The sequence below is a fragment of the Mesorhizobium sp. L103C105A0 genome, assembly GCF_000502215.1.
Classification (GTDB): Bacteria; Pseudomonadota; Alphaproteobacteria; order Rhizobiales; family Rhizobiaceae; genus Mesorhizobium.
The window spans coordinates 68,702-92,657 of sequence record NZ_AYXF01000013.1 but is presented as its reverse complement, the minus strand read 5'-3'; the positions used below and the strand labels follow the sequence as shown (position 1 = coordinate 92,657).

The following is a 23,956-nucleotide window of genomic DNA, read 5'->3' as shown; positions in this document are numbered from 1 at the left end:
GTGCAAACAGTGCCTGGCGTCGCGGCAAAACGCTGAAAGCAAGGCAGATCAGGGGATCAGTATGGTCGTGCCCGTGGTCTTGCGCCCTTCGAGATCGGCTTGCGCCTTGCCGGCGTCCTTCAGAGCATAACGCTGGTTGATCTTGATCTCGACCGCACCGCTCAACACCACGTCGAACAATGCCGCGGCGGAGACTTCGAGGTCTTCACGCTTGGCGTTGTAGACGAACAAAGTCGGCCTGGTAGCGAACAGCGAGCCCTTCTGCGCCAGCAGCGACATCGAAAATGGCGGGATCGGTCCAGAGGACTGACCGAAAGAGACGAACATGCCGAGCGGCTTCAGACAGTCGAGCGAGGCCGGGAATGTGTCGTTGCCGACCGAATCGTAGACGACGTCACATTTCTTGCCGTCGGTTATGGCGGCGACGCCGGCGACGAAATCCTGCTCCTTGTAGTTGATGACATGGCCGAAGCCATGCGCCTTGGCGAGCTCGATCTTATCGGTTGAGCTTGCCGTGCCGATCACGGTGGCGCCGAGATGTTTTGCCCATTGTCCCAGGATCAGCCCGACGCCGCCGGCGGCGGCATGGAACAGGATGGTGTCGCCTGCCTTCACCTTGAAGGTCCGGCGCAACAGATACTCCGCCGTCATGCCTTTAAGCATCATGCCGGCGGCCTGTTCGTCGCTGATGCGGTCCGGCACCTTGACGACGCGGTCGGCGGCGACGACGCGCTGTTCGGCATAGGCGCCGACGTTGACGGCATAGGCGATGCGGTCGCCCGGCTTCAGCCAGTCGATGCCTGCACCGACCTCGAGAACCACACCTGCCGCCTCGCCGCCGGGGATCAGCGGGAAGCCGCCGGGCGGCGGATAGAGGCCGATGCGGTGATAGACATCGATGAAATTGAGGCCGATCGCGGTGTGCCTGACCAGGATCTGCCCGGCGCCGGGTTGTCCCGGATCGGCGTCTTCATAGGTCAGGACTTCCGGACCGCCATGGGCGTGGATACGGACTGCTTTGGACATTGTGGGCTTTCCTGCGGTCAGGCTTTCTTAGTGTCCGGCTTGGCGCCGAGTTTGGGGAAGAACTGCATGATACCGCCGATGCAGGCGAGGTAAAGTCCGGTGATGGTGATGCCGACCTTGGTAAAGACGCTGACCTGTTCGCCCAAAACGCCGATCTGGTCGTAGAAGGCGGCAAGGGCCGCCTGCGCCAGCGCCAGCGCACCGAAAGCACACCAGAGCAGCGTCATGCCAAGATTAATTGGCCGCAGCCGCACCACCCGCACGGGGTGAATGAAGTTGATCGGCACGAAGGTGAGGATGCCGGCCGCCACGACGACGCCGAAGGACACCCACTGTCCCGGCTCGATGACGAACAGCGTGAACACGACCATGTTCCAGACGACCGGAAAGCCTTTGAAGAAGTTCTCCTTCGTCTTCATTCCGGTGTCGGCATAATAGATGGCGCTGGACACCACGATGATGGCCGCCGACAGGAACGACAGCCCTTCGCCCATGAAGCCGCGCTGGTAGAGTGCGAAGGCCGGGATCAGCACGTAGGTGACATAGTCGATGATGTTGTCGAGGAGTTCGCCCGACCAGGTCGGCAAAATCTCCTTGACCTCGAGCTTGCGGGCGATCGGCCCGTCTATGCCGTCGACGAACAGCGCCAGCCCCAGCCACCAGAACATCGCCGTCCAGCGTTGCTCGCTTGCCGCCACCAGCGACAGGAAGGCCAGGAACGAGCCAGACGCGGTCAACAGATGCACCGAGAATGCCCGCGCCTGCGGCCAGGTGACCTTTTTCTTCGGCCTCGGAATCCGGTCGGTGATCTTTTTGGCGGCGTTTCTGGCCGTTGTGTTCTTGCTCACGGGCCCCGCCAATCCAGTTTGCAGATTTCGGCCGAGCGGCCGGCAAAGTTCCAGTTGCGGCCGAAAGCCCGCATCTTGCTCTTGTCGGACCTGGCCACGATGATCTCCGGCGCGATCCAGTATTCCGAGTTGCCGATCACGGTATCCTTCTCGCGATCCTTGCCGGGAATCGGTGTGACCGCCCCGTCGATGATCTTCGGTATCTGGAAAATGCGGGTCTTGTCACGCGTCTCGTAGGTGATCGGCACCTGCTCGACACCGAGGAACTTGCCGACAAGGATCGACAACAGCGAGGTTGTTCCGCCGGCCTTCCCGGTGAAGATCCTGGTCAGCGCTTTCACCGCGTAGACGGAGGCGCGCTTGTCGATGAACAGGCCTGCGGTCCAGTTGCCGCGGCTCATAAAGCCGGGGATTTCCATGACCAGACCGAGATTGAGGCCGGACAGGTCGACCTCGCCGAAATGGCCTGCGTCGATGCGGAAGCCCGCCCAGGTCTGACAATAACCCTCCGTCGGCGGATGGCTGCCAAGCGACAGCACGCAAGGACAAAAAACCGTGCAATTGCAGGAGAGTACGAGCTCTCCTTTCATTGCCCAGCCTTGCTCTGCCATGGAATTCTCCCCCGTCATGCCGAGACTACTAGCAGGGCGACTACCCAGACAAGCAGTATCGCACCGGCCACTCGGGTTGGAAGGCTGCCGGTGGTCTGTTTTTCGATCAAGGTGAACAGGCCGATCAGCGCCATCCAGAACACGTTCATCGCGCCGACGGCAAACATCACCAGCATCAGCGCCCAGCAGCAGCCGAGGCACCACAGGCCCTGCTTCAGCCCTAGCCGGAAGATGCCACCCGGCTCCGCGCTCCAGTTGGAAAACAGTGTCGAGAACGGGTTCCGGCATTTTGTCAGGCAGGCCTGCTTGAGGCTGCTGAACTGGTAGAGGCCGGCAACCAGCAGCGCGGCCGCCGCGGCAAGGCCGCTCACCGGATCGAGCAATCGAGCGGAGGACGTAAATGCGTGGACGAGCAACGTCAGCACCGCGAAGCCGATAGAGGCGACAAGCCATGTCGAGAGGTAGCCGGCAGCCAGGACCAGCGGATGGGCCACCGGCTCGCCCTTGATGCGGGCGGTGTCGGCGATTTCACAATAGGTACGGATCATCGGCGCCGCCGACGGCAGCATCGTCGCCACGGCCATCAAAAACCACATCACGATCAGCGCCAGAACCGGTGCGCCGCCGGCATCAAGTGGTGCGGGCGTCAGGCACATGCCGAAGAAGCGGTCGAGGACATCCGGCAGCGGCAGTTGCGGCAGATATCGCAGGACCACATGGCCTGGTACGCCGGGGAGCCGGGCTTCGGCGCCGCGGATCGCCATGGCGCCGAGAATGAACCAGGCGAGCAGAATGCCGCCGGCGATGGCGATGTTGACCGTCAGGCGGGGGCTGCGGGCCAGGCTTGCCGTGGCGCGGCCGGCGCGGTCGAGATGGCTGAAATCGTCCTGCTGGCCGGTCATGACAACCGAATGAGCCTAATCGCCGCGTTGATCAAGCCGCATGGTCTGACCTATATCCATGGGTAGACACCTGCATCGCAAACTGGAAGTCCAATTTGGATCATCGCGAGACAGCACGGATACTGGTAGCCGGCAGCGGCCCTGCCGGACTGATCGCGGCGCTCGGTTTCGCCGAGGCGGGCTTTCCGGTAACCCTGGTCGGACCCGAAGCAGGCGGGCCCGATGGCCGGACCACGGCGCTGATGAACCCTGCTCTCAAGGTTCTCAATCGGCTGGGCGTGCTGGCCGAACTTGCGCCGAAGGCCGCGCCGCTGAAGGTGATGCGCATCGTTGATGCGACCAGCCGGCTGATCCGCAGCCCGGTGGTGACTTTTCGCGCCATGGAGATCGGCGAGGAGCAGTTCGGGCTCAACCTGCCCAACAGTGCGCTGAACCCGACGCTGGCCAAGTCCGTCGCGGCCCATCCCGGCATCGAATGGCTGACGTCGATGGTCGAGAGTTGGCGTCTGGACGCCGATCAGGCGCATGCCGTCTTGACTGATGGTCGCGAAGTCTCGGCCGCGCTTGCGGTCGCTGCCGATGGGCGCCTGTCGCCGGCGCGCGAGGCGGCAGGCATAGTGGCCTCGGTGCGATCCTACCGCCAAGCGGCGCTGGTGCTGAATTTCGGCCATCGCAGCGAACACGGCTTCACCTCGACCGAGTTCCACACAGAGACCGGGCCGTTCACCCAGGTGCCGCTGCCCGGCAACCGCTCCAGCCTCGTCTGGGTGGTGAAACCGGAGGCGGCGAAGGACCTCGCCGCACTCGATGACGCGACGCTTTCCGAGCGTGTCGAGCAGCAGATGCAGTCGATGCTGGGCCGGGTGTCGGTCGAGCCCGGCCGACAAATTTACCCGCTTTCAGCGGCATCACCGGGGCGCTTCGCGCAAAACCGTGTGGCGCTGGTCGGCGAGGCTGCACATGTGTTCCCGCCGATCGGGGCCCAAGGTCTAAACCTCGGCATCAGGGACGTCGAGGATCTGATTGGAATCGCACGCGAAAATCGCGGCGACCCTGGCGCCGCAAGGGCTTTGGCCGCCTATGATTCCAGGCGCCGTCCCGACATTCTGGCGCGTTCGGGCGCGGTCAACCTGCTTAACATGTCGTTGCTGTCGGACATGTTGCCGGCGCAGATGGCACGCAGCGCCGGCCTCAATGTGCTCGGCAGTTTCGCGCCGCTGCGCGCCTTTTTCATGCGCGAAGGCTTGAGGCCGGGCAGCGGCTTTGCGGCGCTTACCGGCGGTTCAGGGAAACAGGTCCGGCGGTAAGATGCCGTGGCGGATCATGTAGAGCAGCCCGGTCACCGTCAGCACCGAGAGGCAGGTGGTGATCAGCACGCTGGCCGACGCGCGTTGCACCCAGACGCCATATTGCTGGGCGATGACGAAGACGTTGGTTGCGGTCGGTAATGCCGCCAAAAGCACGGCTGAAAAAACCCAGATTTCGGAAAAGTTCCCGATCCAGCTCAGCACGACGTAGCAGAGCGATGGATGCAGGATCAGCTTCAGCGCCGCGATCGACGCCAACTCATGCGGCACGCGGTTGAGGGGCCGGAGCGCAAGCGTCACGCCCATGGCAAACAGGGCGCAAGGGGCGGCCGCCCGAGACAGATATTCGAGCAGGCGATCGACCGGCTGCGGTGGGTGAAAGCCGAGATAGGCGGCGCCGACGCCAAGCGCGGTCGCGATGATGAACGGGTGCAGGACGATTTTCCTGACTACGCCGAGGATGAGCCGCCACGGCGATGTCTTGTCGTCGCCCGACAGCGCCATCATCATCGGCGCGATGGCGAAATGCATGATATTTTCGAAGCAGAAGATCAGCGCAACGGGGACCGCCGCTTGTTCGCCGAAGGCGAGCAGCGCCAGCCCCGGCCCCATATAGCCGATATTGCCGTAGGCCGCGGCCAGCGCCTTGATCGTCGACTGGGCTATCTCGCCGCGCGACGCCGTCACCGACCAGACGAACATGATCGAGAAGATCGTGTAGGTGGAAAACACCGAGCCGAAGATGAAACGCCATTCGGTCAACTGTTCGAACGGCGTGCGGCCAGCAATTGGAAGAACAGGGCAGGAAGCGCGACATAGACGATGAAGGTGTTCATCCAGCCAAGCGCTTCCAGCGGCTGCCTGGTGATGCGCGCGACCAGAAAGCCGATGAAAATCAGCCCGAAGAACGGAAGAACAAGACCGACAATGTCAGACATTTTTGCCCTGGCCCGAAACCCCGGGACCGGGCTAGCCCGTAGCTTCATCGGGCGTCAAGCGCTTCGGCATTGAACTGACACGCTTTCTGCGCCAAATAAAGCCTGATCCCAGACCTAAGTCGGGCTCGATTTTTGGCCACGGTGTGTGTAAATTCAAAGTCTTAGAGCGCTCTTCGCACATTCGAGGGGACGCCGGGCGCTCTAGAGGCTTAGTGGTGAGTATGATGAAAACGGCCAAATTTTCGATCGGACAGGTGGTTCGTCATCGGCTGTTTCCGTTCCGCGGCATCATTTTCGATGTCGATCCGCAATTTGCCAACACCGACGAATGGTACGAAGCCATCCCGGCCGACGTGCGGCCGCGCAAGGACCAGCCGTTCTATCACCTGCTCGCCGAGAATTCGGAAACCGAATACATCGCCTATGTCTCCGAGCAGAACCTGCTCGAGGATCAATCGGGCGAACCGGTCCGGCATCCACAGATCGGCGAGATGTTCGACAAGCGGCCCGACGGACGCTATGAGCCAAAACGCCAGTCGAGACACTGACATCACCTTGCATCGACGTGACGACAACAAAAAAGCGGGGCATGACCCCGCTTTTTGTCGCTCCGGTATCTGTCCCGGCGATTAGTTGGCGGCTTTGGCCTTGGCCTGCTCGTCCTTGAGCTTCTTGGCGAAGTCCTGGTTGTTCTTGACGACGAAATCCTGAAGTTTTTTCTGCCGATCCTCGATGTCCGACTGCTGCAGCGGCGCGCCGTCAAAGGCGCCGCTGAAGCCGGTCAAGGCAACCTTGATTGGATTTGGCTGACTCTGGAAGTTGATCGAGGTCAGCGTGATCGCCTGTCCCTTCTTGAAGGACGCGACGAGCGCGTCGGTCAGCGGCACTTCGGCAACGCAACGGTCGGCGAAGCAAATGACATAATCCAGCTTCGTCGCCTTGCCGGCGTCTATCTGCAGGGCGATGCCGGGGGGCACCAGGCGACCTGGGGGAACCGTGACCTGGAAGACCTTGCGGTTTACCTTGCCCTTCAACTCGATCAGGCTGACCCCGGTGACGAACTGGCCGTTGCCGGCAGTAATGATGTTCTGGACATTGCAGATGTCGACATCTTCCTGCTTGGTGCAGGCCTTGAACCAACCCTGCGGAATCTGTTGCTGTGCCGAAGCGGTGGGAAGTCCGGCGCCCAGAAAGCCGACCACGCCTGCGGCCAGGACCGAAAGGCGGTATGCGTTGCTCAGGCTCGTCATGTCGTGCATTTCCTCTCAAATGATCCCGGGACCGGCTTCTTCGCGCCGTGTGGTCCTGCTACCTGTTGCCGAATTGAGGCAACAGAATGACTTCGGAGCGCGTGTTACACTGCATGAGCAGCCGAATCCAGCCCGCCGCCTGCAATTCTTGGCCTCGCAATTTGGGTCGTGCGATTTGGGTTGATGTATCTGGCCGGAGCGCCGCAGCGCCATGTTAGGGTGCACTCCGAATCATCAAGCCGCCCAGTAAGGAGACGGTCATGGGCCGCATTCTTGTTTGGCTGATCGCCGCAATTTCGTTCTTCGCCTTTGCACCCGGCGTGGCGATGTCGGAACCGAAACATGCCATCGCCATGCAGGGCGAGCCGGCGCTGCCAGCCGACTACCAGCATTTCGACTACGTCAATCCCGATGCGCCCAAGGGCGGCAACATCACTTACTGCGTCGTCGGCAGCTTCGACAATCTGAACCCGTTCATCCTGAAGAGCCTGCGCACCACGGCGCGCGGCATGCAGGACCTCATTTTCGGCAATCTCGTCTTCGAGCCGTTGATGATGCGCAACTACGACGAGGCCTTCAGCCTCTATGGCCTGCTCGCAGACACAGCCGATATGGATCCCGAGCGCAAGTGGATCGAGTTCCATCTCAACCCAAATGCAAAGTGGTCCGATGGCGACCCGGTGACGCCGGATGACGTGCTGTTCACCTACGATGTCTTCACCGACAAGGGCCGCCCGCCCTACAGGGATCGCATGAGCCTGATCGCCAAGCTCGAAAAGACCGGCGATCACAGCGTGCGCTTCACCTTCAACGACAAGGCCAATCGCGAGACCCCCTTGATCATCGCGCTGACGCCGATCATCCCAAAGCACGCCTTCAACAAGGATACCTTCGACAAGACGACGTTGAAGCCGGTGATCGGCAGCGGTCCCTACATCATCGACAAGGTGCAGCCGGGACAGCGCATCGTGTTCAAGCGCAACCCGAATTACTGGGGCAAGGACATCCCTTCCAAGCGCGGCTTCGACAATTACGACCAGATCACCATCGAGTACTTCCTCAACGCCAATGCCAAGACGGAAGCGTTCAAGAAAGGCATCTGCGCCATTTACGATGAGGGCGATCCGGTCAAGCGCGAGCGCGATATCGATTTTCCCGCCTTTCATCGCGGCGAGGTGATCGCCGAGACCTTCGACACCGGCATACCGCCCGTGGTGACCGGCTTCCTGTTCAACACGCGACTGGAGAAGTTTTCCAATCCGGAGGTGCGGCGCGCGCTCGGCATGCTCTACGACTTCGAATGGGCTAACAAGAACCTGTTCGGCGGCAAGTACACGCGCACGATGAGCTACTGGCAGAATTCCGAACTTTCCGCGCTCGGCCATCCCGCCAGCGACAGGGAAAAGGCGCTGCTGGCGCCCTACCCCGGCCGCGTGCCGGCCGATGTCATGGACGGCAGCTGGCGCCCGCCGGTGAATGACGGCACCGGCCAGGACCGCAAGGTGATGAAGGTGGCGTTCGACCTGCTGAAGAGCCAGGGCTACGCCGTTAGGGATGGTGTCCTGCTGGACCCAAAGGGAATTCCCTTCGGTTTCGAGATCCTGACCGCCTCGCAGGACGAGGAACGCTTTGCCGCCATTTATCAGCGCTCGCTGGAAAAGATCGGCATCGCGGTGACCATCCGCAGCCTCGAAGCCGACCAGATCCAGTCGCGCAAGCAGCGTTTCGACTTTGAGGTTCTTGTCGGGTCGAGCGGGTTCAGCAACTCGCTGTCGCCCGGTATGGAGCAGAACCTTCGCTGGGGTTCTTCAGAGGCCAAAAGAGAAGGTTCATTCAATCTGGCCGGCGTCGCCGATCCGGCGGTCGACGCGGCGATCGACGCGATGCTGAGAGCACGGACCAAGGAAGACTATGTCGCCGCCGTGCGCGTGCTCGACCGATTGCTGATCTCCGGCAATTTCATGGTGCCGATGCAGTACAACGCGCAGCAATGGCTCGCTTACTGGAATTACCTGGATCATCCCAAAAAGACTCCCATATTCGGTTATCAATGGCCGACATGGTGGCGCAAGCCGAACTGAGCGTAGCCGAGATCATGCTCGGTAAAACGCTCGGCTGCAGGAGATCAAGATGAGCGATGACAATTCCATTTCCGTCGACGTGGTTTCCGACGTCGTCTGCCCCTGGTGCTTCGTCGGCCAGAAGCGGCTGGATAAAGCGATTGCCGCTGCCGGCGACGTTGAGGTTCATGTGCGCTGGCGGCCGTTCCAGCTCGACCCGACCATCCCGCCCGAGGGCAAGGACCGGCGCGAATACATGCTGGCCAAATTCGGCAGCGACGAGCGCATCCGCCAGATGCATGCCCGCATAGAGCCGCTCGGCGAAGCCGAAGGCATCGATTTCGCTTTCGACGCCATCAAGGTCGCCGCCAACACGCTGGACGCGCATCGTGTCATCCGCTGGGCCGGTGCCGCCGGTGAAGCCGTGCAGAACCGGCTCGTGCGCCGGCTGTTCCAACTGTATTTCGAGAAAGGCGGCAATATTGGCGACCACGCCGTGCTGATCGATGCCGCCCGCGAGGCCGGCATGGACGCTGCCGTGGTCGAAACGCTGTTGCCGACCGATGCCGACGTCGAGGAGGTGCGCACAGAAATCGCCACGGCATCGCGGATGGGGATCACCGGCGTGCCGTGTTTCCTGCTCGAAGGCAAATACGCCGTCATGGGCGCGCAGGACGCCGACACGCTGACTGATGCCATCCGCCAAGTCGCGGTCGCAAAGGCCAAGGGCGAACTGGAAAAGGCCGGCTAGAGCCTGTTCCATCCCGATGGAAATCGGGATGGGCTCTATCTCCTTGTTTGAGCATGATCTCTGGACAAAACGGTTTCCCGTTTGTCCGAGAAAACCGGCAACCACTTTTCGGGATCATGCTCGGGTTATTTCACCGTCACCTTGGCTTTGCTGAGGAAGAATCCGTGGCCGTTGCTGCCCGTGCAGGTCAGTCCCTTGGTTGACGACTGGCAGGTAAACGGCCCTTTGCTCCAGCTGCTTCCGTAAGCCAGCTTCGCCACATCGCTGCAGCAGCCCTGCTCGCCCGGATTCTTGATCAATGTCGCCGGGCCGTTCGGCCCAAGGATCACGGTGACGTAGCTGGGCTCGACGCGCGAACAGCTCAGTTCCGGACCGCCATCCTGTGGCTCGTAGGTGCTGGTGCCGCCCTTCGGCGTGTAGATGCAGCCGATGTTGCCGGACGGCGCATTGAACTCGATTTGCCCTTCGGCGCTTGCCGGAATGGTCTGGCTGCCGGCATGCGCAAGAGGCAGCCAGGCAAAGAGCGTCACGATTGCGGGAACGGCTGCGCTTGCAAGCATTGGGGAGCTTCCTTGTTGGGGACCGGACATGCATTGGTGCCGACAGTGCCCGGCAAGGTTCATTCCAGTGCGCTTGATTGTCAAACGGTGTTGAACTGCAGCTAAAAAGCGCGTGCCACCTCATGAACAGTCGCTTTACAGCAGCGACGATCTTGCGTGCCCAACCATGATGGCCGGTGAGATGATTCGGGCGGCCTGGGGCGATCATGGACGGCAATTTTTCGGGCGATCCGGTTAGCGCGCGGTGGGAAAACCGGCCGACGGGCAGGCCTTTTGGTCACAAAGCCGTGTATGAGCCTTCCCTCAGGGAATATATTCGCACATCTGAACGTTCTCGCAACACATTGAAATAAAGGACAAATTTGGCCCAAAGACGGCGATCTCGCAGCGCCAACTGTTGCCTCATGGCAACGGCGGGTGGGCTGCTTCACATCCGCCGGGATAAAATTCATAGAAAATGATCAATTGGTGTTACTATCCGTAACAAAACTAAAAAAGGTTTGGGCGGGATTGTGATTCGGGTCGACAGACCGCGACGTTCAATATCGGCACTTTGGAACCGCGACGCCCCCGTCGGGCCGTCGCCCCTGACGCCAGTATCGTCGATGCGGACCTTCTGGGGACTGATGCGGGCCTACTGGTTCTCGGACCGGTGGAGGGAGGCCTGGGCTCTCACCGTCGTCCTCGCACTCATCATAGCCCTGTCGAGCAAGGCCGACGTTTGGTTTACCGTGTTGGCGGGCGAACTGGCAGCCTCAATCGCTTTTTTTCACGACGCCGCGAATACCACGCCCCTTGAATCGGTGCTTACCAATGCCGGCCTGCTTGTGCTGCTGGTCGTGTTCAAGGACATGGGAATCATAGGCGCCTGCAAATTTGTATCGGCGACATTGCATCGCAAATGGCGCGCCTGGTTGAACGCGCGTTTCAATGCGGCGCTGCTCGATACCAACCATACGCACTACCACGCTCAGAATGGCTCGCCAGATGCGCCAGCGCCCGACAACATCGATCAGCGCGTGCAGGAATCCATCAAAGACATGGCGGGCGGCGCCATCGGGCTTGCCCAAGGTGTCTTCGGCGTCTTCACCTCACTTTATTTTGTCGGCGGCGCTTTGCTGGCGAATTCCGTGGAGGTAAAAGGCCTGGATGCCCTCGGCAGCTATGGCAGCGCCGTCCTCGCTCTCCTGGCGGTTGCCATCTACGTGCCGGTCAATACCTGGATCGCGATCAAACTCGGCGGAATGCTGGAGTGGCTCAACGTCAGGATGCAGAAGGCCGAAGGCACCTATCGCAGCGAACTGATCACCTTGTTGCGCCGCAGTTTCCATGTGTCGGCGTCGCAAGGCGAAGACGTGCAAAAGACGATACATGGACGGCTCTATCTCGATATCGATACCACCTGGTCGAAGCTCAACATCGTCAACACCCTCTATGCGGGATTCGAATCGGTCTATAATTTTGTCGGGGCCAAAGTTGTCGCCTACGGACCTGGTCTGGTGCCGTTCATCCACAACGGCGTCGACCTCAAGGGCTACATAACCGGTTCCGAGCAGGTCAACGCGCTGATCAGCAAATGTTCCTGGTTCATCCATGTCATGCCGAGTCTCGCCACGTTGCGGGCCAACAGCCAGCGCGTCATTGAGTTGGCGAACGCCATCGAAAACGTCCAGCAGCCGCAAGACTTCTACAGCCAGACCGGCCAGTCCGACTTCCACTATGCCAGCCAGAACCCCGTCTTCGGCCTGACCATCCAGAAGCTCGAACTGGCGCATCAGGGCGAGGACGCCACGCCATTCCTGAGTGCTGCCAATCTGCGCTTCCGGCGCGGCGAGTGGGCATTCCTCAAGGGCGAATCCGGCTGCGGCAAGACTTCACTGATCAAGGCGATCAACGGCCTGTGGCCCTATGGCCGCGGCACCATCGTCTTCCCTGACGGTGTGAAGAGTTTCTATGCCGCCCAGGAGGTCAAGCTGCAGCAGGTGTCGCTGAAGCAGCTGGTATCCCTGCCCGGCTCCGAGCAGGACTATGGCGATGCGCAAGTGGCGTCTGCCCTGCACAAGGCGGGCCTTGGCGACTTCATCGAACACATGGCCGATGAAAGCCGCGAGGGAAAGATCTGGGACCAGCTGCTGTCGGGCGGCCAGAAGCAGAAGCTGGTGGTGGCCCGCATCGTGCTGCAGCAACCGGGACTGCTGTTCCTCGACGAAGCGACCGGCGCGCTCGATCCCGATGGCAAGATTGCCTTCCATCAGGCGATCAAGGACAATTGTCCCGATGTCACGGTGATCAGCATCATGCACGAGGCGGTGGCGCCACGCTCGGCCTCGGGCGTAGAATTCTATCACAGCGTGGTCGCGATCGCCGACGGCGTCGCCACCAAGAGGCCGCTTGTTCCGAACCTGCCGCGCGAGCTCACCACCATCCTTACGCAGCCGCGGCCGGTCGAGGACAAATGGATGCGTTTTTCACGCCGGCTGAAGCAGAAATAGCAGCCACGCCGAAGCGCGTTCCGCCACTGGCGGCGGGGCACTCGCTCCCTCCCCCTTCAATAATCATCACAGTCTCGCGATTGGGCCGGCTCCCGGCTGTTTTCCGCCACTCCCGCGATTGACTCGCCAAGATGCGCTCCTATGTTGCGCCCGCTCGCTGAATTCCAACTCGAACCGCGAGCAGAAAGGTCACCGCGCCATGCCTGGCGACAGTAGTCGAACGCAACCGCCGTCCGCCTCGATGTGACCTCTAACGGCTCACGTCCCGCCGGACGGCAAGGAGTGAGCCATGAACGAATTTACCCCCGTCGTAGCGGGCGACGATGCCGTCGCTATCGCCCGTATCCTTGCCAATGATCACGTCGCCGATGTCGTCGAGGCCCTGAACCGGGAATCTCGCGATACCGCGATAGAACTGCTTTGCGAAATGCCGTTCGAGCGGCTCGTCGAGATCTTCGACCAGCCTGAACTCGACGGCGCCTCCGATCTGGCCGAGGCGCTGCCGCGCGCCAAGGCGTGCAAGCTCCTGACCGCCATGTCGGTCGACCGCGCCGCCGATATCCTGCGCGAACTGGACGAACCGGCGCGCTCCAGCTGCTCGGCGGGTTGGTCCCGCCGCTGCGGGCAACGCTGCTTTCCATTCTCGGTTATCCCGAAGGCAGCGCCGCCTCGATCATGACGACCGAATTCGTCAGCGTGCCGTCGGACTGGACCGTCGGGCGCACGCTCGACTACATCCGCAAGGTGGAGCGGACGCGGGAGACCGTCTACGCCATCTACATCGTCGATCCAGACACGCATGTGCTGGTGCGCTCGACCGGCCTGCGCCGGCTGATCACCGGCGAGCCGGACGATCCGATCCTGTCGGTGGCGCCGGATCGCGCGCCGGTGACGGTGACGCCGCTGACCGATTGCGAAACACTGGCGCAGACGATCTCCAAATACGACCTGCTCGCGGTTCCCGTCGTCGACCACGGCAAGATCCTCGGCATCGTCACCATCGACGACATCATCGACACCATGATCGAGGAGACGACCGAGGACGCGCATCGCTTCGGCGGCATGGAGGCGCTCGACGAGCCCTACATGAAGATGAGCTTTCTCGCCATGATCAAGAAGCGCGGCGGCTGGCTGTGCGCGCTGTTCATCTCGGAGATGCTGACCGCCAACGCCATGCAAAGCTATGAAGGCGAACTGGAGAAGGCGATCGTGCTCACCCTGTTCATCCCGCTGATCATGAGCTCGGGCGGCAATTCCGGTTCGCAGGCGACCTCGCTCGTCATTCGCGCGCTGGCGCTGCGCGAGATCGGCCTTCGCGACTGGTGGCGGGTGGCGTTGCGCGAATTGCCCACCGGCTTCGTGCTCGGCGCCATGCTTGGCGTGGTCGGCATCTGCCGCATCGCGCTCTGGCAATATATGGGCTTCTACGATTATGGGCCGCATTGGCCGCTGATCGCGGCGACCGTGGGGGCAGCACTCGTCGGCATCGTCACCTTCGGCTCGCTGTCGGGGTCGATGCTGCCGTTCGCGCTGAAACGGATCGGCTTCGATCCGGCGAGCGCCTCGGCGCCGTTCGTCGCCACGCTGGTCGATGTCACCGGCCTGGTGATCTATTTCTCGGTGGCGCTGGTCATCCTGCGCGGCACTTTGTTGTAATAAGCTTCAGGCGTCCCATCGCGGTGGCAACAGCGGCTGCGATGGGATGGGGGTATTCAAGATGGAGCGCGCGGGCATCAATCGACCCGCACGCCGTCCTTCACGCGGTAGGTCGGCTTGTACATGGTGACCAGTTCCTCCGCTGCCGTGGGGTGGACGGCCATGGTGCGGTCGAAATCATCCTTGGTGACGCCGGCCTTCAGCGGAATGCCGAGCAACTGCGCCATCTCGCCGGCGTCCGGCCCGAGGATGTGCGCGCCGAGCACTTTTCGCGTGGCGCCGTCGACCACCAGCTTCGTCAGCATCTTTTCGTCGCGGCCCGACAGCGTGTGCCGCATCGGCCGGAATGTGGCGCGGTAGATTTCGATATCGGAGTAGCGCTTGACGGCATCGTCCTCGGACAGCCCGACGGTGCCGATCTCCGGCTGTGAGAAGACGGCGGTCGGGATGGTGTCGTGGTCGGGCGCGGTCGGATTGCCCTTGAATGCGGTCTCGATGAAACACATGGCCTCGTGGATCGCCACAGGCGTCAACTGCACGCGGTTGGTGACGTCGCCGATCGCCCAGATGTTGTCGATGTTGGTGCGGGAAAATTCGTCGACAACGATGGCGCCGGTTAAGCCGAGCTCGATGCCGACGCCTTCCAGGCCCATATTCTCGGTGTTGGGGAGGCGGCCGATGGCGAGCATGACCTGGNTCGATGCCGACGCCTTCCAGGCCCATATTCTCGGTGTTGGGGAGGCGGCCGATGGCGAGCATGACCTGGTCGACGGTCAGCACCTTGCCGCCGGTGACCAACGCATCCAGCCTGCCGTCCGGCCGTTTGCGGACCCATTCCGACACGGCGTGGCAGAGGATCTTGATCCCCTTCTTTTCCATGGTTTCGTGCAACATGTGCCGCAGGTCCATGTCGAAGCGTGACAGTATCTCCTTGCCGCGATAGACCAGCGTGGTGTCGACGCCCAAGCCGTGGAAGATATTGGCGAATTCGACGGCGATGTAGCCGCCGCCCTCGATCATGATCGCCTTCGGCAGTTGCTTGAGGTCGAAAACCTCATTGGAAAAGATGCAATGCTCGTGACCGGGCAGCGCCGGGTGCGGCGCCGGCCGGCCGCCGGTGGCGATCAGGATCTGGTCGGCGGTGACGGTGCGGTCATCGCCCAGGAGATGCACGACATGCGGGTCGACCAGCATGGCGCGCGAGTGGAACGTCTCGCCGCCGGCGCCTTTCACGTTCTTTTCGTAGATCGCTTCCAGACGGGCGATCTCGCGGTCCTTGTTGGCGACCAGCGTCGGCCAGTCGAAGCTCGCCTCCGGCACCGTCCAGCCATAGCCGGCGGCGTCGGCAAAATGCTCGGGAAATTGCGAGGCATAGACATAGAGTTTTTTCGGCACGCAGCCACGCATGACGCAGGTGCCGCCATAGCGGTATTCCTCGGCGATGCCGACACGCTTGCCGAGCGCTGCCGCCACGCGCGCCGCCCTCACCCCGCCGGAGCCGCCGCCGATGACGAAGAGATCGTAGTCGTAACCGGCCATGCTGCTGTTCCTTGCCCCAAGAAATGTTTGAGACAGGTAGGCTGCATGAAGCCAAAAGAAAAGCCCGGTTTCCACCGGGCTTTCTGGTCCAGCGGCAAGGATGCCGGTGGCGAAATCAGACGTCTTAGTTCTTCGGCGCTTCCGGCTGGTCACCGTCTGCGGGCGCATCGCCGTCGGCAGGTGCAGCGCCATCGGCGGGGGCAGTTGCGCTATCCGGCGCAGGCGCGGCCGGAGCAGCGGCCTTCGCGGCGGCTGCCAGCGTTTCGCCGACCTGCTGGGCGAGATCGCGCGCCAGGCCGTTCTGCCAGATGTCGGCGGCCTTCACCAGTTCGCGCGTCACGTTGGGGCCGTTGTCGAGCAGCTTCTTGCCGGCATCGGAATTGTAGAAGGCGGCGATGTCGGTGAGATCCTTCTCGGAGAACACCTTGGCATAGGCGAGCGCTGCTTCCTTCTCCAGATCGGCACGGCGCGAGGCCAGCGCCAGTGCCTTTTCGCTGACGGTCTTGCCGATCAGCTCCTGCATATCAGGGTTCTTCTGGATGAGCTGCTGCTCGAGCGAGGCCGCCGCTTGCGGCAGGATGTTGTCGAACGAGTCGGTCGCGTGGATTGCCGTGACCGCCGCCCGTGCCGCCTTCAGATGCGATTCCGTGATCTCCTGCGAGAACGCCGGGGAAGAGAAGGCGAAAACGGCCGAAGCCGCCAGAACGGCGCAAAGATTGCGAACCCGGTTATGCAACATCATGATCGGTAGAACTCCCTGGTTTTCGGGCGGCATGGACTGTTTGGATGCCGTCGCCGCCGGCGATGATGGCCGCTGACGCCAGCCCGATGAAAAGACCATGCTCGACCACACCAGGAATGGCATGGAGAGCATTAGAAAGCGCTCTTGTATCCGGAATGCGGCCAAAAGATGCATCGAGGATAAAATGGCCGCCGTCTGTAACAAAAGGCTGGCCCCCCGTCATCCTCAATGTAACCGGGCCGGAAAGGCCGAGACTTTTGGCCGCTGCCGCGACCGCGATTTCGGTCGCGCACAGGCCGAATTGGTTGACTTCGATCGGCAAGGGAAACCGGCCAAGGGTGTCGACCATCTTCGAGCGATCGGCAATGACGATCATGCGCTGAGATGCCGCCGCGACGATCTTCTCGCGCAGCAGCGCGCCGCCGCCGCCCTTGATCAGTGTCAGCGCCGCGTCGATCTCGTCGGCGCCGTCGACGGTAAGGTCGAGCTCGGGCGTTTCCTCAAGCGTCGACAGCGGCACGCCAAGTTCGCGGCAAAGGGCTGCGGTGCGCTCCGACGTCGGCACGCCGATGACGGACAAGCCGGTGGCGATCTTTTCGGCCAGCAGCCGCACGAATTCGTCGGCCGTCGTCCCGGTGCCGATGCCGATGCGCATGCCGTCGCTGACATGGGCAAGGGCTGCCCGCGCGGCCTCGACTTTCAACTGCCTCGCATCCATGCTCGCCCCAGGGGTTTGGCTTGGTTCTGATTTTTCTGGATGCGCGCTCCTAGCACTTTTGCCCGCAGGGTCAAAGACTTTGGCTCGCACCGGCTTGCCTGAAAGAAGCGCAGCCGCTATCGCCTGCCTGCAATGCATCAGCCACAGGACAGGCCATGACCCAACCGATCATCGTGTTCGACCTCGACGGGACGCTGATCGACACGGCGCCGGATCTGCTCGACAGCCTCAACCACAGCCTTGCCGCCAGCGAGCTTGCCGCTGTCGACGAGGCCGGCTTCCGGCGTTTTGTCGGCCAGGGCGGACGGGTGATGATCGAGCGCGCGCATACCGCGCAGCAGAAATCGCTGGCGGTGGAGGAGCACGACAGGCTGCTGAAGGTGTTCCTCGACCACTACACACTCAACATCCCCGGCAAGTCGCGCCCCTACCCCGGTGTCGTCGAAGCCATCGCCCGCTTCGAGAAGGCCGGCTATCTGCTCGCCATCTGCACCAACAAATATGAGGCGAATTCGAAAGCGCTGATCGAGGCGCTCGGCCTGACAAAGCATTTCGCCGCGATCGCCGGCCAGGACACGTTCGCCTTCCGCAAGCCCGACCCGCGCCATCTGACCGAGACCATCCGGCTCGCCGGCGGCGATCCGCATCATGCGCTGATGGTCGGCGATTCGCAGACCGACATCGACACCGCCAAGGCAGCCGGCATTCCGGTGGTCGCCGTCGATTTCGGCTACACCGACCGCCATGTCAGAGAATTCGAGCCGTCGGCGGTGATTTCGCATTTCGACGCGCTGACGCTCGACCTGGCGGAACGGCTGATTGCAGCTGCGGCCGGCTGAGCGAAACGGGCGATTGCGCGGCAGCGCCTGCCCTCGCCTATTTCAGGCACAGAAGGCCGGCGCATCGCCTTGACTTCACAACCCTGCCTCCCTTATATCGCGGCTCGCTTGGCCTTCGGGCAACGAGCGGGCGATTAGCTCAGCGGGAGAGCACACCCTTCACACGGGTGGGGTCGCAGGTTCAATCCCTGCATCGCCCACCATCTTTCTTTCCCTGAACAGCGCACTCCAAGCCAGCACTCCTAGCAGCTGCAACTCGCCCCTTCCCCACCAAAATTCTTCTGCGCGAAGTTCAAGGCGCTTGAGTAGCTCGTGTAGCTCTGGAACTGGCAGACATCGGAGCCGTTGCGCACCTTCATCTGCTCGAGATCCCAGAACGAAACCTCGATGTGATCGTTGGCGCAATAGACCGTGTATTTTTCAGGCTCCAGCGCGTTGGCTTTCTGCAGCGGCATGGAGACGGCTGGAATGCAAAGCGCGGAAAGTGCAAGCATGACGGCGTGACGCGTGCGCATGTAAAAACCTCTGGAGTGAGAACAGCCCGTATTTGTCGCGACGATAGTGAGCGGCGCATCGCGGCTTTTTTACGCGCCCTTGTCTTCGCCCCGCTCGGGCCTTCAGTGTTTCTATATGCTGGTCCATATCTCCAATGTGTTGGCCTTGATGATCGGCACCGCACGGGCTGTCACCAGTCGGCCAGCGGCAACCGTGAGGTCGGCGGCCAGCAGTTCGGCGGCGCCACGGTCGGCGTCGTTGTAGGGGTTGTAGCGAACTTCGTTCTTGCCGGCGGCAGCGGCGACACGTTCTTCGCCAGGGTTTGGAATGCCCCAGCCCAAGGCCCGCATTTTTGCGGAAAGCGCCCCGGCCTCCTCGCGCGCCATGCCGGCGAACTGGACGTAAACCGTCTGTGGGCTCTGCTGGATACGCAGCCGGTCCTTCAGCGTGTTGAGTGCGTTGCGATCCTGCTCACCGATAACAGTCTGGCCGTCGGCTGCCGAAAGGGCGAGATCGGCAACCGCCCGGCGCGCGCCGGCAAACACAGCCAGCCAGTCCGGGCGTTCCCACAATTCAGGCGGTACCCCAAGCAGGGTCTCAAGCACGTTGCGGCGCCCCGCCGGTGTCAGCCCGCTTATGCTTTGCAGGCCGGCCATCTCGACGAGAGCCGCGACGATCTTCTGCCGTTCGACCACCGGAAGGTCTGCGTCTTCGAGGACGGCAATCAGGTCACCGCGCAGTGCATCATTTGCGCCGTCGAGCAGCTTGACGCGAGCCGCCAGTTCGTCGGCCGCGGTTCCATTGGGGCCGCGGTTCTTCAGTGAATCCGTCCATTCGATGAGAGGGTCGAAATTGAGGCTCGTGAGCCTTTCAAGCTCGGCAACCGGGAGCCGATACTGCTCGACGTTGAACGCCCCCGTAGCGTCGGCTGGAATGAAGAACGCATCGACCTCAAATTCCGGCTCCCTCACCTCTCCCTTCACGGCCGCCGACACCGAGGACACCGCGAGCTTCCAATAGGCATAAGGGACCGGCACGCCGTCGACCGGCTGGTCCGCGGGCCGGAAGACAGGACCACTGAAGATGGTCACCCGATTGGCGAGCGGATTGTGCTGCGAGCGAACCCAGTTTTCGAGCGGCACCCATCGGCTGCCGTAGAAAGTACGCGGCTGCGGCATCGTGTTTGGCAGGAAAGAGGCATACTGCGCCAGCTTGAGCGCCGCCGTTGCCGGATCGCCGGCGAACTCCGGACCCCAGGCGATGTCGCTGGCACTTGCAAATCGCGCCGCCAGCCAGGGCCGGTCCGCGCGAAAGTACCAGTTGGGACGAGGCTGGTAGTCGACCGACAATCGGCTGTCGGGTTTCAGTCTGCTGGCGGTGAATTGCAGCGGCAACCTCTGCGACCGATCCAGGTTGACGGCCGAATAGATGGCCATGCGATGAGTTCGGCCCATGACCAGCGAGTAGTTGATGTAATCAAGCGGCGGCGCCACGGCGTCGTTGGCCAGGTCGTCGGTTATCCTGGGCAAGCCGATCGTGGCCCCTATGAAATCGACCTTGTATCCCGAAAGAACGTTAGGCTGTTTGTCTATGTCTTTGCCAAGCAGCGGTTCAAGCGCGGCGCGCAGCGGCGCCGGCAATTGGTCGAGCGCGACCTCGCCGCTTTTGACCTGCCCGGCCAGCTCGACCAGCACCCCCTGTCGCAAATCGGGCGCCAACTTGTCCAGGGACACGCTGCCGAGTTTGAGCTGTTCGACCACAAGCAAGATCGCGGATCGCAAAGTGGCCTGCGTGGCTTGCTGCTCGGCCAGCGTCTTGGCGGCGTCTTCCGCCTTCTTCTCGGCAACGGCAAGTGCAGCCTCGGCTCGCTGGCGTGCGTCTTCCGTCTTTTCAAGGGCGGTGGAAAGCTTTCCATTGAGCTTTGCGACCTCACTCGCCGTCGTCTCGGCATCCTTGCGCGCGTCAACAGCGTCATTTCTCTGGACGTAGGCGAAATAGGTGGTTGCCCCAAGGATCGCGGCCAGGATGGCAAACAGCGCGATCAATATATTCTTGCTGCGATCGCGCTGCTTCTGGCTGTCGGTCTCCGCCTTGGCGCTCGCCTCGACGAACTCGGCGATGTCTGGCCCCTGCGGAAGCTCCGCCGCCTCCTTCAGCGCTTCGCCGCGCAGGAGATAGCCGGGATAGCCGGTGTTCTTCCATTGCCGCGCCTGGGCGGCCACGCGAATGCGAAAGCGCTCGGTCAGTTCGTCCGAACTCAGTTCGTCGTCGGATGCGAAGCCGTCGCCGGATACGGCACCGTCTTTGGTCGTCACGACTACAGGTTCAGGGACAGCGATGGCGATCGCCCCGGAATCGGTGATTTCACGCGATGCGGATTCGTCGTCGGCCGCAACGGCAACTGGCTCGGCTGTTTCGAGCCCACCACCGCCGGCGAAAGACGCGAGCCGCGCCGGGCTGACGTCGGCTGAGGTGATGCCCGGCCGCGTGACCAGTTCGGCGGACCAATAATCGAGTATGCGCTGCGCCGCGCGCCGGTCGGATTCCCGCGCGATGGTGCTGCCGGCGCGCCGTGCCTTGGCCAGGAAGTCGCGGATGGCCTGCGCATCGGGGGCCGTGTTGTCGATGCTGGCTTCCGTCGTCTCGGCGCCGGCCTTGTCGCTGCGGCTCATCGATGGGTCGACGGCTTCATTGCTGCTGGCGATGCGCATCAGCTCGAGATGTGCGATCCGGATGTCGCTCAGCGAAATAAAATCGGCCGGAGTTTCGGTCTCCGTGCCTGTCGCAAGTTCATCGCTCATGGCCCCAGGTCCTCAATGATCTTGTGCAAAGGCGTGCTGACGCGGACGATCGAGGCGCATTCCGTTTTCAGCGCCAGATCGACCTGGACGAAGCGTTGCTGGGCCTCGTCCCGATAGGCTTCGAAGGCAAGGATGAAGGCGGTATCGACGGTCTCGCGCGATAGCTGGTCGTTGACGTCGGTGGAGTAGTCGACGAGCGTCGCCCGCCACGCTCCAGTGGGGTCGAGGTCGGCAAGAACCTTGACCTTCACTTCCAGGTTTCGCCACAGCGGCGAAAACTGGAACGGCAGCGACTTGTCCGCCGCAGCGCCCCCTTCTATCGGCTCGATCATGTCGGTAAGGCTGGCCAGCTTGTTGTCGATGTCCTGCCATAGCTTGTGCTCGACGACGCGCGCATAGATGGTCGAGGACAGCACCATGATCGCGTCATGCGCGGCCTTGATCAAGGGCACGGACGGCTCTTCTGCAGGAAGTTTGCCGGCTATCGTATCTAGACCGGTGGCCAAAAGTCCGAAGGGCAGGTTCTTTGCCGTGACGAAAATCTGCTGGTTGAGCCGCGACGGCACGACGCGCAGCACGGTGCGCACGTCAAACAGCGCGTCGTAGGCGTCCGGAGACTTGTTATCGATGGCAGCCTGCAACTTGATCGCAGCCGCCTTGAGGTCGTCGAGCCAGGCCTGCTCGATATCGTGAAGCGCCGGCCCCGCCGGCAGCTCCATGACCGACTCTCCGATAGAGACACAGAAGAGCTTCAATATTTTGAGGAAATTGCGCATGACGCGGACCTGCTCCAGGTCGGCCCCCATGTCGCGGGCGGCGACCAGCAGGTTCTGGAAGCTGCCGATGCCGTATTGAAAACTCTGCAGATGGTCATGCAGGTCCTTGTAGGTCTTGAGGACATCGATCTGGCTGGTGACATTGGTGAGGCCGTTGTCGGCGGCAAGCGTGGCCTGAATGTCCTTGGACTGCTGGTTGACGGCGTTGAAGCCTGCGAGCGCGGTGTTGACCCGATCGTCGGTCGTCATGCCGGGCAACTCGGCCGTCGGTTTCTGGCCCGCGGCGAGTTCGTCCAGATAGGCCTTGAACCGGGCCGCGCACTGCGGATTTTGCGCCACGACGGCAGTCATAAGCGCCTGCGACAGTTTATTGGTCAACGCATAGTCAAGGATGTTGAACCAGACTGTAAGCGCCGCCCCCTGGAGGTTGATGGCGCCAGCGACGATTCCAGCGTCCTTGGTTACCTGCAACCAATCGGGAGGCAATGGGTAGAGATCAGCCAGTTGAAGCCTGAGGTCGAAATAGGCGCTGATCTCTGAACTCCCTGGTGTTTGGTGTCTGGCGTTATAAACCGTCACATCCGAAAAATTTTACATGCCGTAGTCCCAAATCGCCGCGCATCGAGCTGCGCCATCGGTCTGCATAGCTCACCATCTACACGGGCTTGGCCGCGAGGTCCTGGATGATGGTGTCGATCGCGATGCCTTCGTTGCGATAATATGTGCTTTTGGTAGGCGCGTTGGGCTCGGTGAGCCAGCCTCCGCTGTGATGCAGCGCAATCAGGTTCCAGTCGGTGTCGAAGACCGGCGAGCCCGAGGAACCCGGCAGCGTGTCGGTCAGATACTGGACGCGGCCGCCGCCGACGAAGGCCACGACATTGGCGACGAATGAAATCTGCTTTTGCGCGCCGCCGGGATGCTGGATGATGTTGACATGGTCGCCGGCCTTGACGGCCATGGGCTTCAATTCCAACTCGCCCCATTTGGAGGCATCGCCCTTGATGCGGACAGCTGACCAATCATTGTCCTTGGAGGTACGAAGCGGCACGGCGGTGTCGATGTCGAACTGGTCGAGCGGCGCGTCGAGCCCGGCAACGGTGCGCTGATAGTTGAACTGGACCACCGTGCCCGCCAATGAAGCGTCGTCAGGCAAGACATGGTTGTTGGTGATCAGTATCCCGCCGGTGGTCATGAAGCCGGTGCCGGAGCTGCCATCCGCACGCTTGATGCGCACCACCGATCTTGCCCTGACAAGGCCGAGTTCGAGATAGCTGATCGGCACCAGCGTGCTCTTGTCACCAAGGATTTTTTCGAGCTGGGCCGGCGCCGTCGCGCCGCTCCAATTGGCGGTCGCGGGGCCTTCGACCGGCGGCGGCGGGGCGTGCTGCTTTGCCTGCAGCAGTGCCTGGTCGCCGGGATTCTCATCGAGCGCAAAGGCGACGAGGTCGTCGGCCCTGGTCTCCTGCTTTGCGCGCTGGACAATCGCAAACCAGTTGTTGATCGCCTTGTTGTCAAAGGCGATCTGGGCCGTCGAAAGACCGACACCTTTGGCAACACGCACGCCGTCGCCGATCATCGGGTAGAGGTTAGCGAGGATGCGGTTGAGACTGTTCAGTTCGGATTGCGTCCATTCGGTCATGGGATT

The 23,956-nt window shown here is 62.0% G+C and carries 18 protein-coding genes, 1 tRNA gene and 3 pseudogenes; 8 read left to right on the top strand and 14 right to left on the bottom strand.

Going from position 1 to position 23,956, the window contains the following annotated elements; genetic code table 11:
* Nucleotides 1-48: 48 nt before the first annotated feature.
* Genes X727_RS139245 through X727_RS139260 form a run of 4 tightly spaced genes read right to left on the bottom strand, consistent with a single transcriptional unit; the run spans nucleotide 49 to nucleotide 3,387 of the window.
* The gene (locus X727_RS139245; RefSeq protein ID WP_023745058.1) at nucleotides 49-1,026 is read right to left on the bottom strand and encodes a quinone oxidoreductase; all 978 of its coding nucleotides are present in this window, start codon (nucleotides 1,024-1,026) and stop codon (nucleotides 49-51) included.
* A gap of 17 nt (nucleotides 1,027-1,043) precedes the next feature.
* On the bottom strand, nucleotides 1,044-1,874 hold the full coding sequence (gene pcsA, locus X727_RS139250) for a phosphatidylcholine synthase (protein ID WP_023668966.1): 831 nt from the start codon (nucleotides 1,872-1,874) through the stop codon (nucleotides 1,044-1,046).
* Complete coding sequence (locus X727_RS139255) at nucleotides 1,871-2,485, bottom strand: DUF1326 domain-containing protein (RefSeq protein WP_023835085.1); 615 nt, start codon at nucleotides 2,483-2,485, stop codon at nucleotides 1,871-1,873. Before X727_RS139255 ends, pcsA begins: the two co-directional genes overlap by 4 nt.
* 14 nt (nucleotides 2,486-2,499) lie before the next feature.
* The gene (locus X727_RS139260; RefSeq protein ID WP_023835084.1) at nucleotides 2,500-3,387 is read right to left on the bottom strand and encodes a DUF2182 domain-containing protein; all 888 of its coding nucleotides are present in this window, start codon (nucleotides 3,385-3,387) and stop codon (nucleotides 2,500-2,502) included.
* 95 nt (nucleotides 3,388-3,482) lie between these two features.
* Here X727_RS139260 and X727_RS139265 point away from each other — a divergent pair, with 95 nt between their 5' ends.
* Complete coding sequence (locus X727_RS139265; protein ID WP_023835083.1) at nucleotides 3,483-4,694, top strand: UbiH/UbiF family hydroxylase; 1,212 nt, start codon at nucleotides 3,483-3,485, stop codon at nucleotides 4,692-4,694.
* Here the strand turns inward: X727_RS139265 and X727_RS01000000165050 are convergent.
* A pseudogene (locus tag X727_RS01000000165050) lies at nucleotides 4,671-5,632 on the bottom strand (AEC family transporter). The gene X727_RS139265 and the pseudogene X727_RS01000000165050 sit on opposite strands and share 24 nt — an antisense overlap.
* A gap of 224 nt (nucleotides 5,633-5,856) precedes the next feature.
* On the opposite strand from X727_RS01000000165050, the gene hspQ reads away from it, so the two are divergent.
* Nucleotides 5,857-6,180: a heat shock protein HspQ gene (gene hspQ, locus X727_RS139270; protein ID WP_023668971.1), complete on the top strand. Its 324-nt coding sequence runs from the start codon at nucleotides 5,857-5,859 to the stop codon at nucleotides 6,178-6,180.
* An 81-nt stretch (nucleotides 6,181-6,261) separates the two neighbouring features.
* On the opposite strand, the gene X727_RS139275 is transcribed toward hspQ, so the two are convergent.
* Nucleotides 6,262-6,882 (bottom strand): invasion associated locus B family protein, encoded by a 621-nt coding sequence (locus tag X727_RS139275; RefSeq protein WP_023835082.1) that lies wholly within the window; start codon nucleotides 6,880-6,882, stop codon nucleotides 6,262-6,264.
* Between the two features lie 260 nt (nucleotides 6,883-7,142).
* Here X727_RS139275 and X727_RS139280 point away from each other — a divergent pair, with 260 nt between their 5' ends.
* On the top strand, nucleotides 7,143-8,963 hold the full coding sequence (locus X727_RS139280; RefSeq protein WP_023835081.1) for an extracellular solute-binding protein: 1,821 nt from the start codon (nucleotides 7,143-7,145) through the stop codon (nucleotides 8,961-8,963).
* A 49-nt stretch (nucleotides 8,964-9,012) separates the two neighbouring features.
* Complete coding sequence (locus tag X727_RS139285; RefSeq protein WP_023835080.1) at nucleotides 9,013-9,693, top strand: DsbA family protein; 681 nt, start codon at nucleotides 9,013-9,015, stop codon at nucleotides 9,691-9,693.
* A gap of 125 nt (nucleotides 9,694-9,818) precedes the next feature.
* On the opposite strand, the gene X727_RS139290 is transcribed toward X727_RS139285, so the two are convergent.
* Complete coding sequence (locus X727_RS139290; protein ID WP_023750697.1) at nucleotides 9,819-10,253, bottom strand: hypothetical protein; 435 nt, start codon at nucleotides 10,251-10,253, stop codon at nucleotides 9,819-9,821.
* A 605-nt stretch (nucleotides 10,254-10,858) separates the two neighbouring features.
* On the opposite strand from X727_RS139290, the gene X727_RS139295 reads away from it, so the two are divergent.
* Both X727_RS139295 and mgtE read left to right on the top strand, forming a co-directional pair.
* On the top strand, nucleotides 10,859-12,745 hold the full coding sequence (locus X727_RS139295; protein ID WP_023835079.1) for an ABC transporter ATP-binding protein/permease: 1,887 nt from the start codon (nucleotides 10,859-10,861) through the stop codon (nucleotides 12,743-12,745).
* Between the two features lie 289 nt (nucleotides 12,746-13,034).
* A pseudogene (mgtE, locus tag X727_RS01000000165045) lies at nucleotides 13,035-14,401 on the top strand (magnesium transporter).
* Nucleotides 14,402-14,478: 77 nt separating this feature from the next.
* Here the strand turns inward: mgtE and X727_RS01000000165040 are convergent.
* The 3 genes and pseudogenes from X727_RS01000000165040 to rpiA form a co-directional block, all read right to left on the bottom strand.
* A pseudogene (locus X727_RS01000000165040) lies at nucleotides 14,479-15,940 on the bottom strand (glutathione-disulfide reductase).
* Nucleotides 15,941-16,064: 124 nt separating this feature from the next.
* Entirely contained in the window at nucleotides 16,065-16,682 is a 618-nt protein-coding gene (locus tag X727_RS139300; protein WP_023835078.1) for a DUF2059 domain-containing protein, read from the bottom strand.
* Nucleotides 16,669-17,400: a ribose-5-phosphate isomerase RpiA gene (rpiA, locus tag X727_RS139305; protein WP_023820739.1), complete on the bottom strand. Its 732-nt coding sequence runs from the start codon at nucleotides 17,398-17,400 to the stop codon at nucleotides 16,669-16,671. Before rpiA ends, X727_RS139300 begins: the two co-directional genes overlap by 14 nt.
* Before the next feature lie 155 nt (nucleotides 17,401-17,555).
* Here rpiA and X727_RS139310 point away from each other — a divergent pair, with 155 nt between their 5' ends.
* Together X727_RS139310 and X727_RS139315 are read left to right on the top strand one after the other, a co-directional pair.
* Complete coding sequence (locus tag X727_RS139310) at nucleotides 17,556-18,239, top strand: phosphoglycolate phosphatase (protein ID WP_023691328.1); 684 nt, start codon at nucleotides 17,556-17,558, stop codon at nucleotides 18,237-18,239.
* A 128-nt stretch (nucleotides 18,240-18,367) separates the two neighbouring features.
* Nucleotides 18,368-18,442: transfer RNA gene (locus tag X727_RS139315), tRNA-Val, on the top strand.
* Nucleotides 18,443-18,481: 39 nt separating this feature from the next.
* On the opposite strand, the gene X727_RS0134555 is transcribed toward X727_RS139315, so the two are convergent.
* The 4 genes from X727_RS0134555 to X727_RS139330 all read right to left on the bottom strand — a co-directional run bounded on the left by X727_RS0134555 (nucleotide 18,482) and on the right by X727_RS139330 (nucleotide 23,950).
* Nucleotides 18,482-18,754, bottom strand: a complete 273-nt coding sequence (locus X727_RS0134555) for a hypothetical protein (RefSeq protein WP_023696133.1) — start codon at nucleotides 18,752-18,754, stop codon at nucleotides 18,482-18,484.
* A gap of 111 nt (nucleotides 18,755-18,865) precedes the next feature.
* Entirely contained in the window at nucleotides 18,866-21,535 is a 2,670-nt protein-coding gene (locus X727_RS139320; protein WP_023745068.1) for a DNA/RNA non-specific endonuclease, read from the bottom strand.
* Entirely contained in the window at nucleotides 21,532-22,662 is a 1,131-nt protein-coding gene (locus X727_RS139325) for a hypothetical protein (RefSeq protein WP_155921533.1), read from the bottom strand. Before X727_RS139325 ends, X727_RS139320 begins: the two co-directional genes overlap by 4 nt.
* 304 nt (nucleotides 22,663-22,966) lie before the next feature.
* Nucleotides 22,967-23,950, bottom strand: coding sequence for a trypsin-like peptidase domain-containing protein (locus X727_RS139330; RefSeq protein WP_023745069.1), 984 nt, complete (start codon nucleotides 23,948-23,950; stop codon nucleotides 22,967-22,969).
* Between the last annotated feature and the right edge of the window lie 6 nt (nucleotides 23,951-23,956).

Coding starts and splice junctions, on each gene's coding strand:
- X727_RS139245 (WP_023745058.1), bottom strand. CDS start 1,026: ATGTCCAAAGCAGTCCGTATCCACGCCCATGGCGGTCCGGAAGTCCTG.
- X727_RS139255 (WP_023835085.1), bottom strand. CDS start 2,485: ATGGCAGAGCAAGGCTGGGCAATGAAAGGAGAGCTCGTACTCTCCTGC.
- X727_RS139260 (WP_023835084.1), bottom strand. CDS start 3,387: ATGACCGGCCAGCAGGACGATTTCAGCCATCTCGACCGCGCCGGCCGC.
- hspQ (WP_023668971.1), top strand. CDS start 5,857: ATGAAAACGGCCAAATTTTCGATCGGACAGGTGGTTCGTCATCGGCTG.
- X727_RS139275 (WP_023835082.1), bottom strand. CDS start 6,882: ATGACGAGCCTGAGCAACGCATACCGCCTTTCGGTCCTGGCCGCAGGC.
- X727_RS139280 (WP_023835081.1), top strand. CDS start 7,143: ATGGGCCGCATTCTTGTTTGGCTGATCGCCGCAATTTCGTTCTTCGCC.
- X727_RS139285 (WP_023835080.1), top strand. CDS start 9,013: ATGAGCGATGACAATTCCATTTCCGTCGACGTGGTTTCCGACGTCGTC.
- X727_RS139290 (WP_023750697.1), bottom strand. CDS start 10,253: ATGCTTGCAAGCGCAGCCGTTCCCGCAATCGTGACGCTCTTTGCCTGG.
- X727_RS139295 (WP_023835079.1), top strand. CDS start 10,859: ATGCGGACCTTCTGGGGACTGATGCGGGCCTACTGGTTCTCGGACCGG.
- X727_RS139300 (WP_023835078.1), bottom strand. CDS start 16,682: ATGATGTTGCATAACCGGGTTCGCAATCTTTGCGCCGTTCTGGCGGCT.
- rpiA (WP_023820739.1), bottom strand. CDS start 17,400: ATGGATGCGAGGCAGTTGAAAGTCGAGGCCGCGCGGGCAGCCCTTGCC.
- X727_RS139310 (WP_023691328.1), top strand. CDS start 17,556: ATGACCCAACCGATCATCGTGTTCGACCTCGACGGGACGCTGATCGAC.
- X727_RS0134555 (WP_023696133.1), bottom strand. CDS start 18,754: ATGCGCACGCGTCACGCCGTCATGCTTGCACTTTCCGCGCTTTGCATT.
- X727_RS139320 (WP_023745068.1), bottom strand. CDS start 21,535: ATGAGCGATGAACTTGCGACAGGCACGGAGACCGAAACTCCGGCCGAT.
- X727_RS139325 (WP_155921533.1), bottom strand. CDS start 22,662: ATGACTGCCGTCGTGGCGCAAAATCCGCAGTGCGCGGCCCGGTTCAAG.
- X727_RS139330 (WP_023745069.1), bottom strand. CDS start 23,950: ATGACCGAATGGACGCAATCCGAACTGAACAGTCTCAACCGCATCCTC.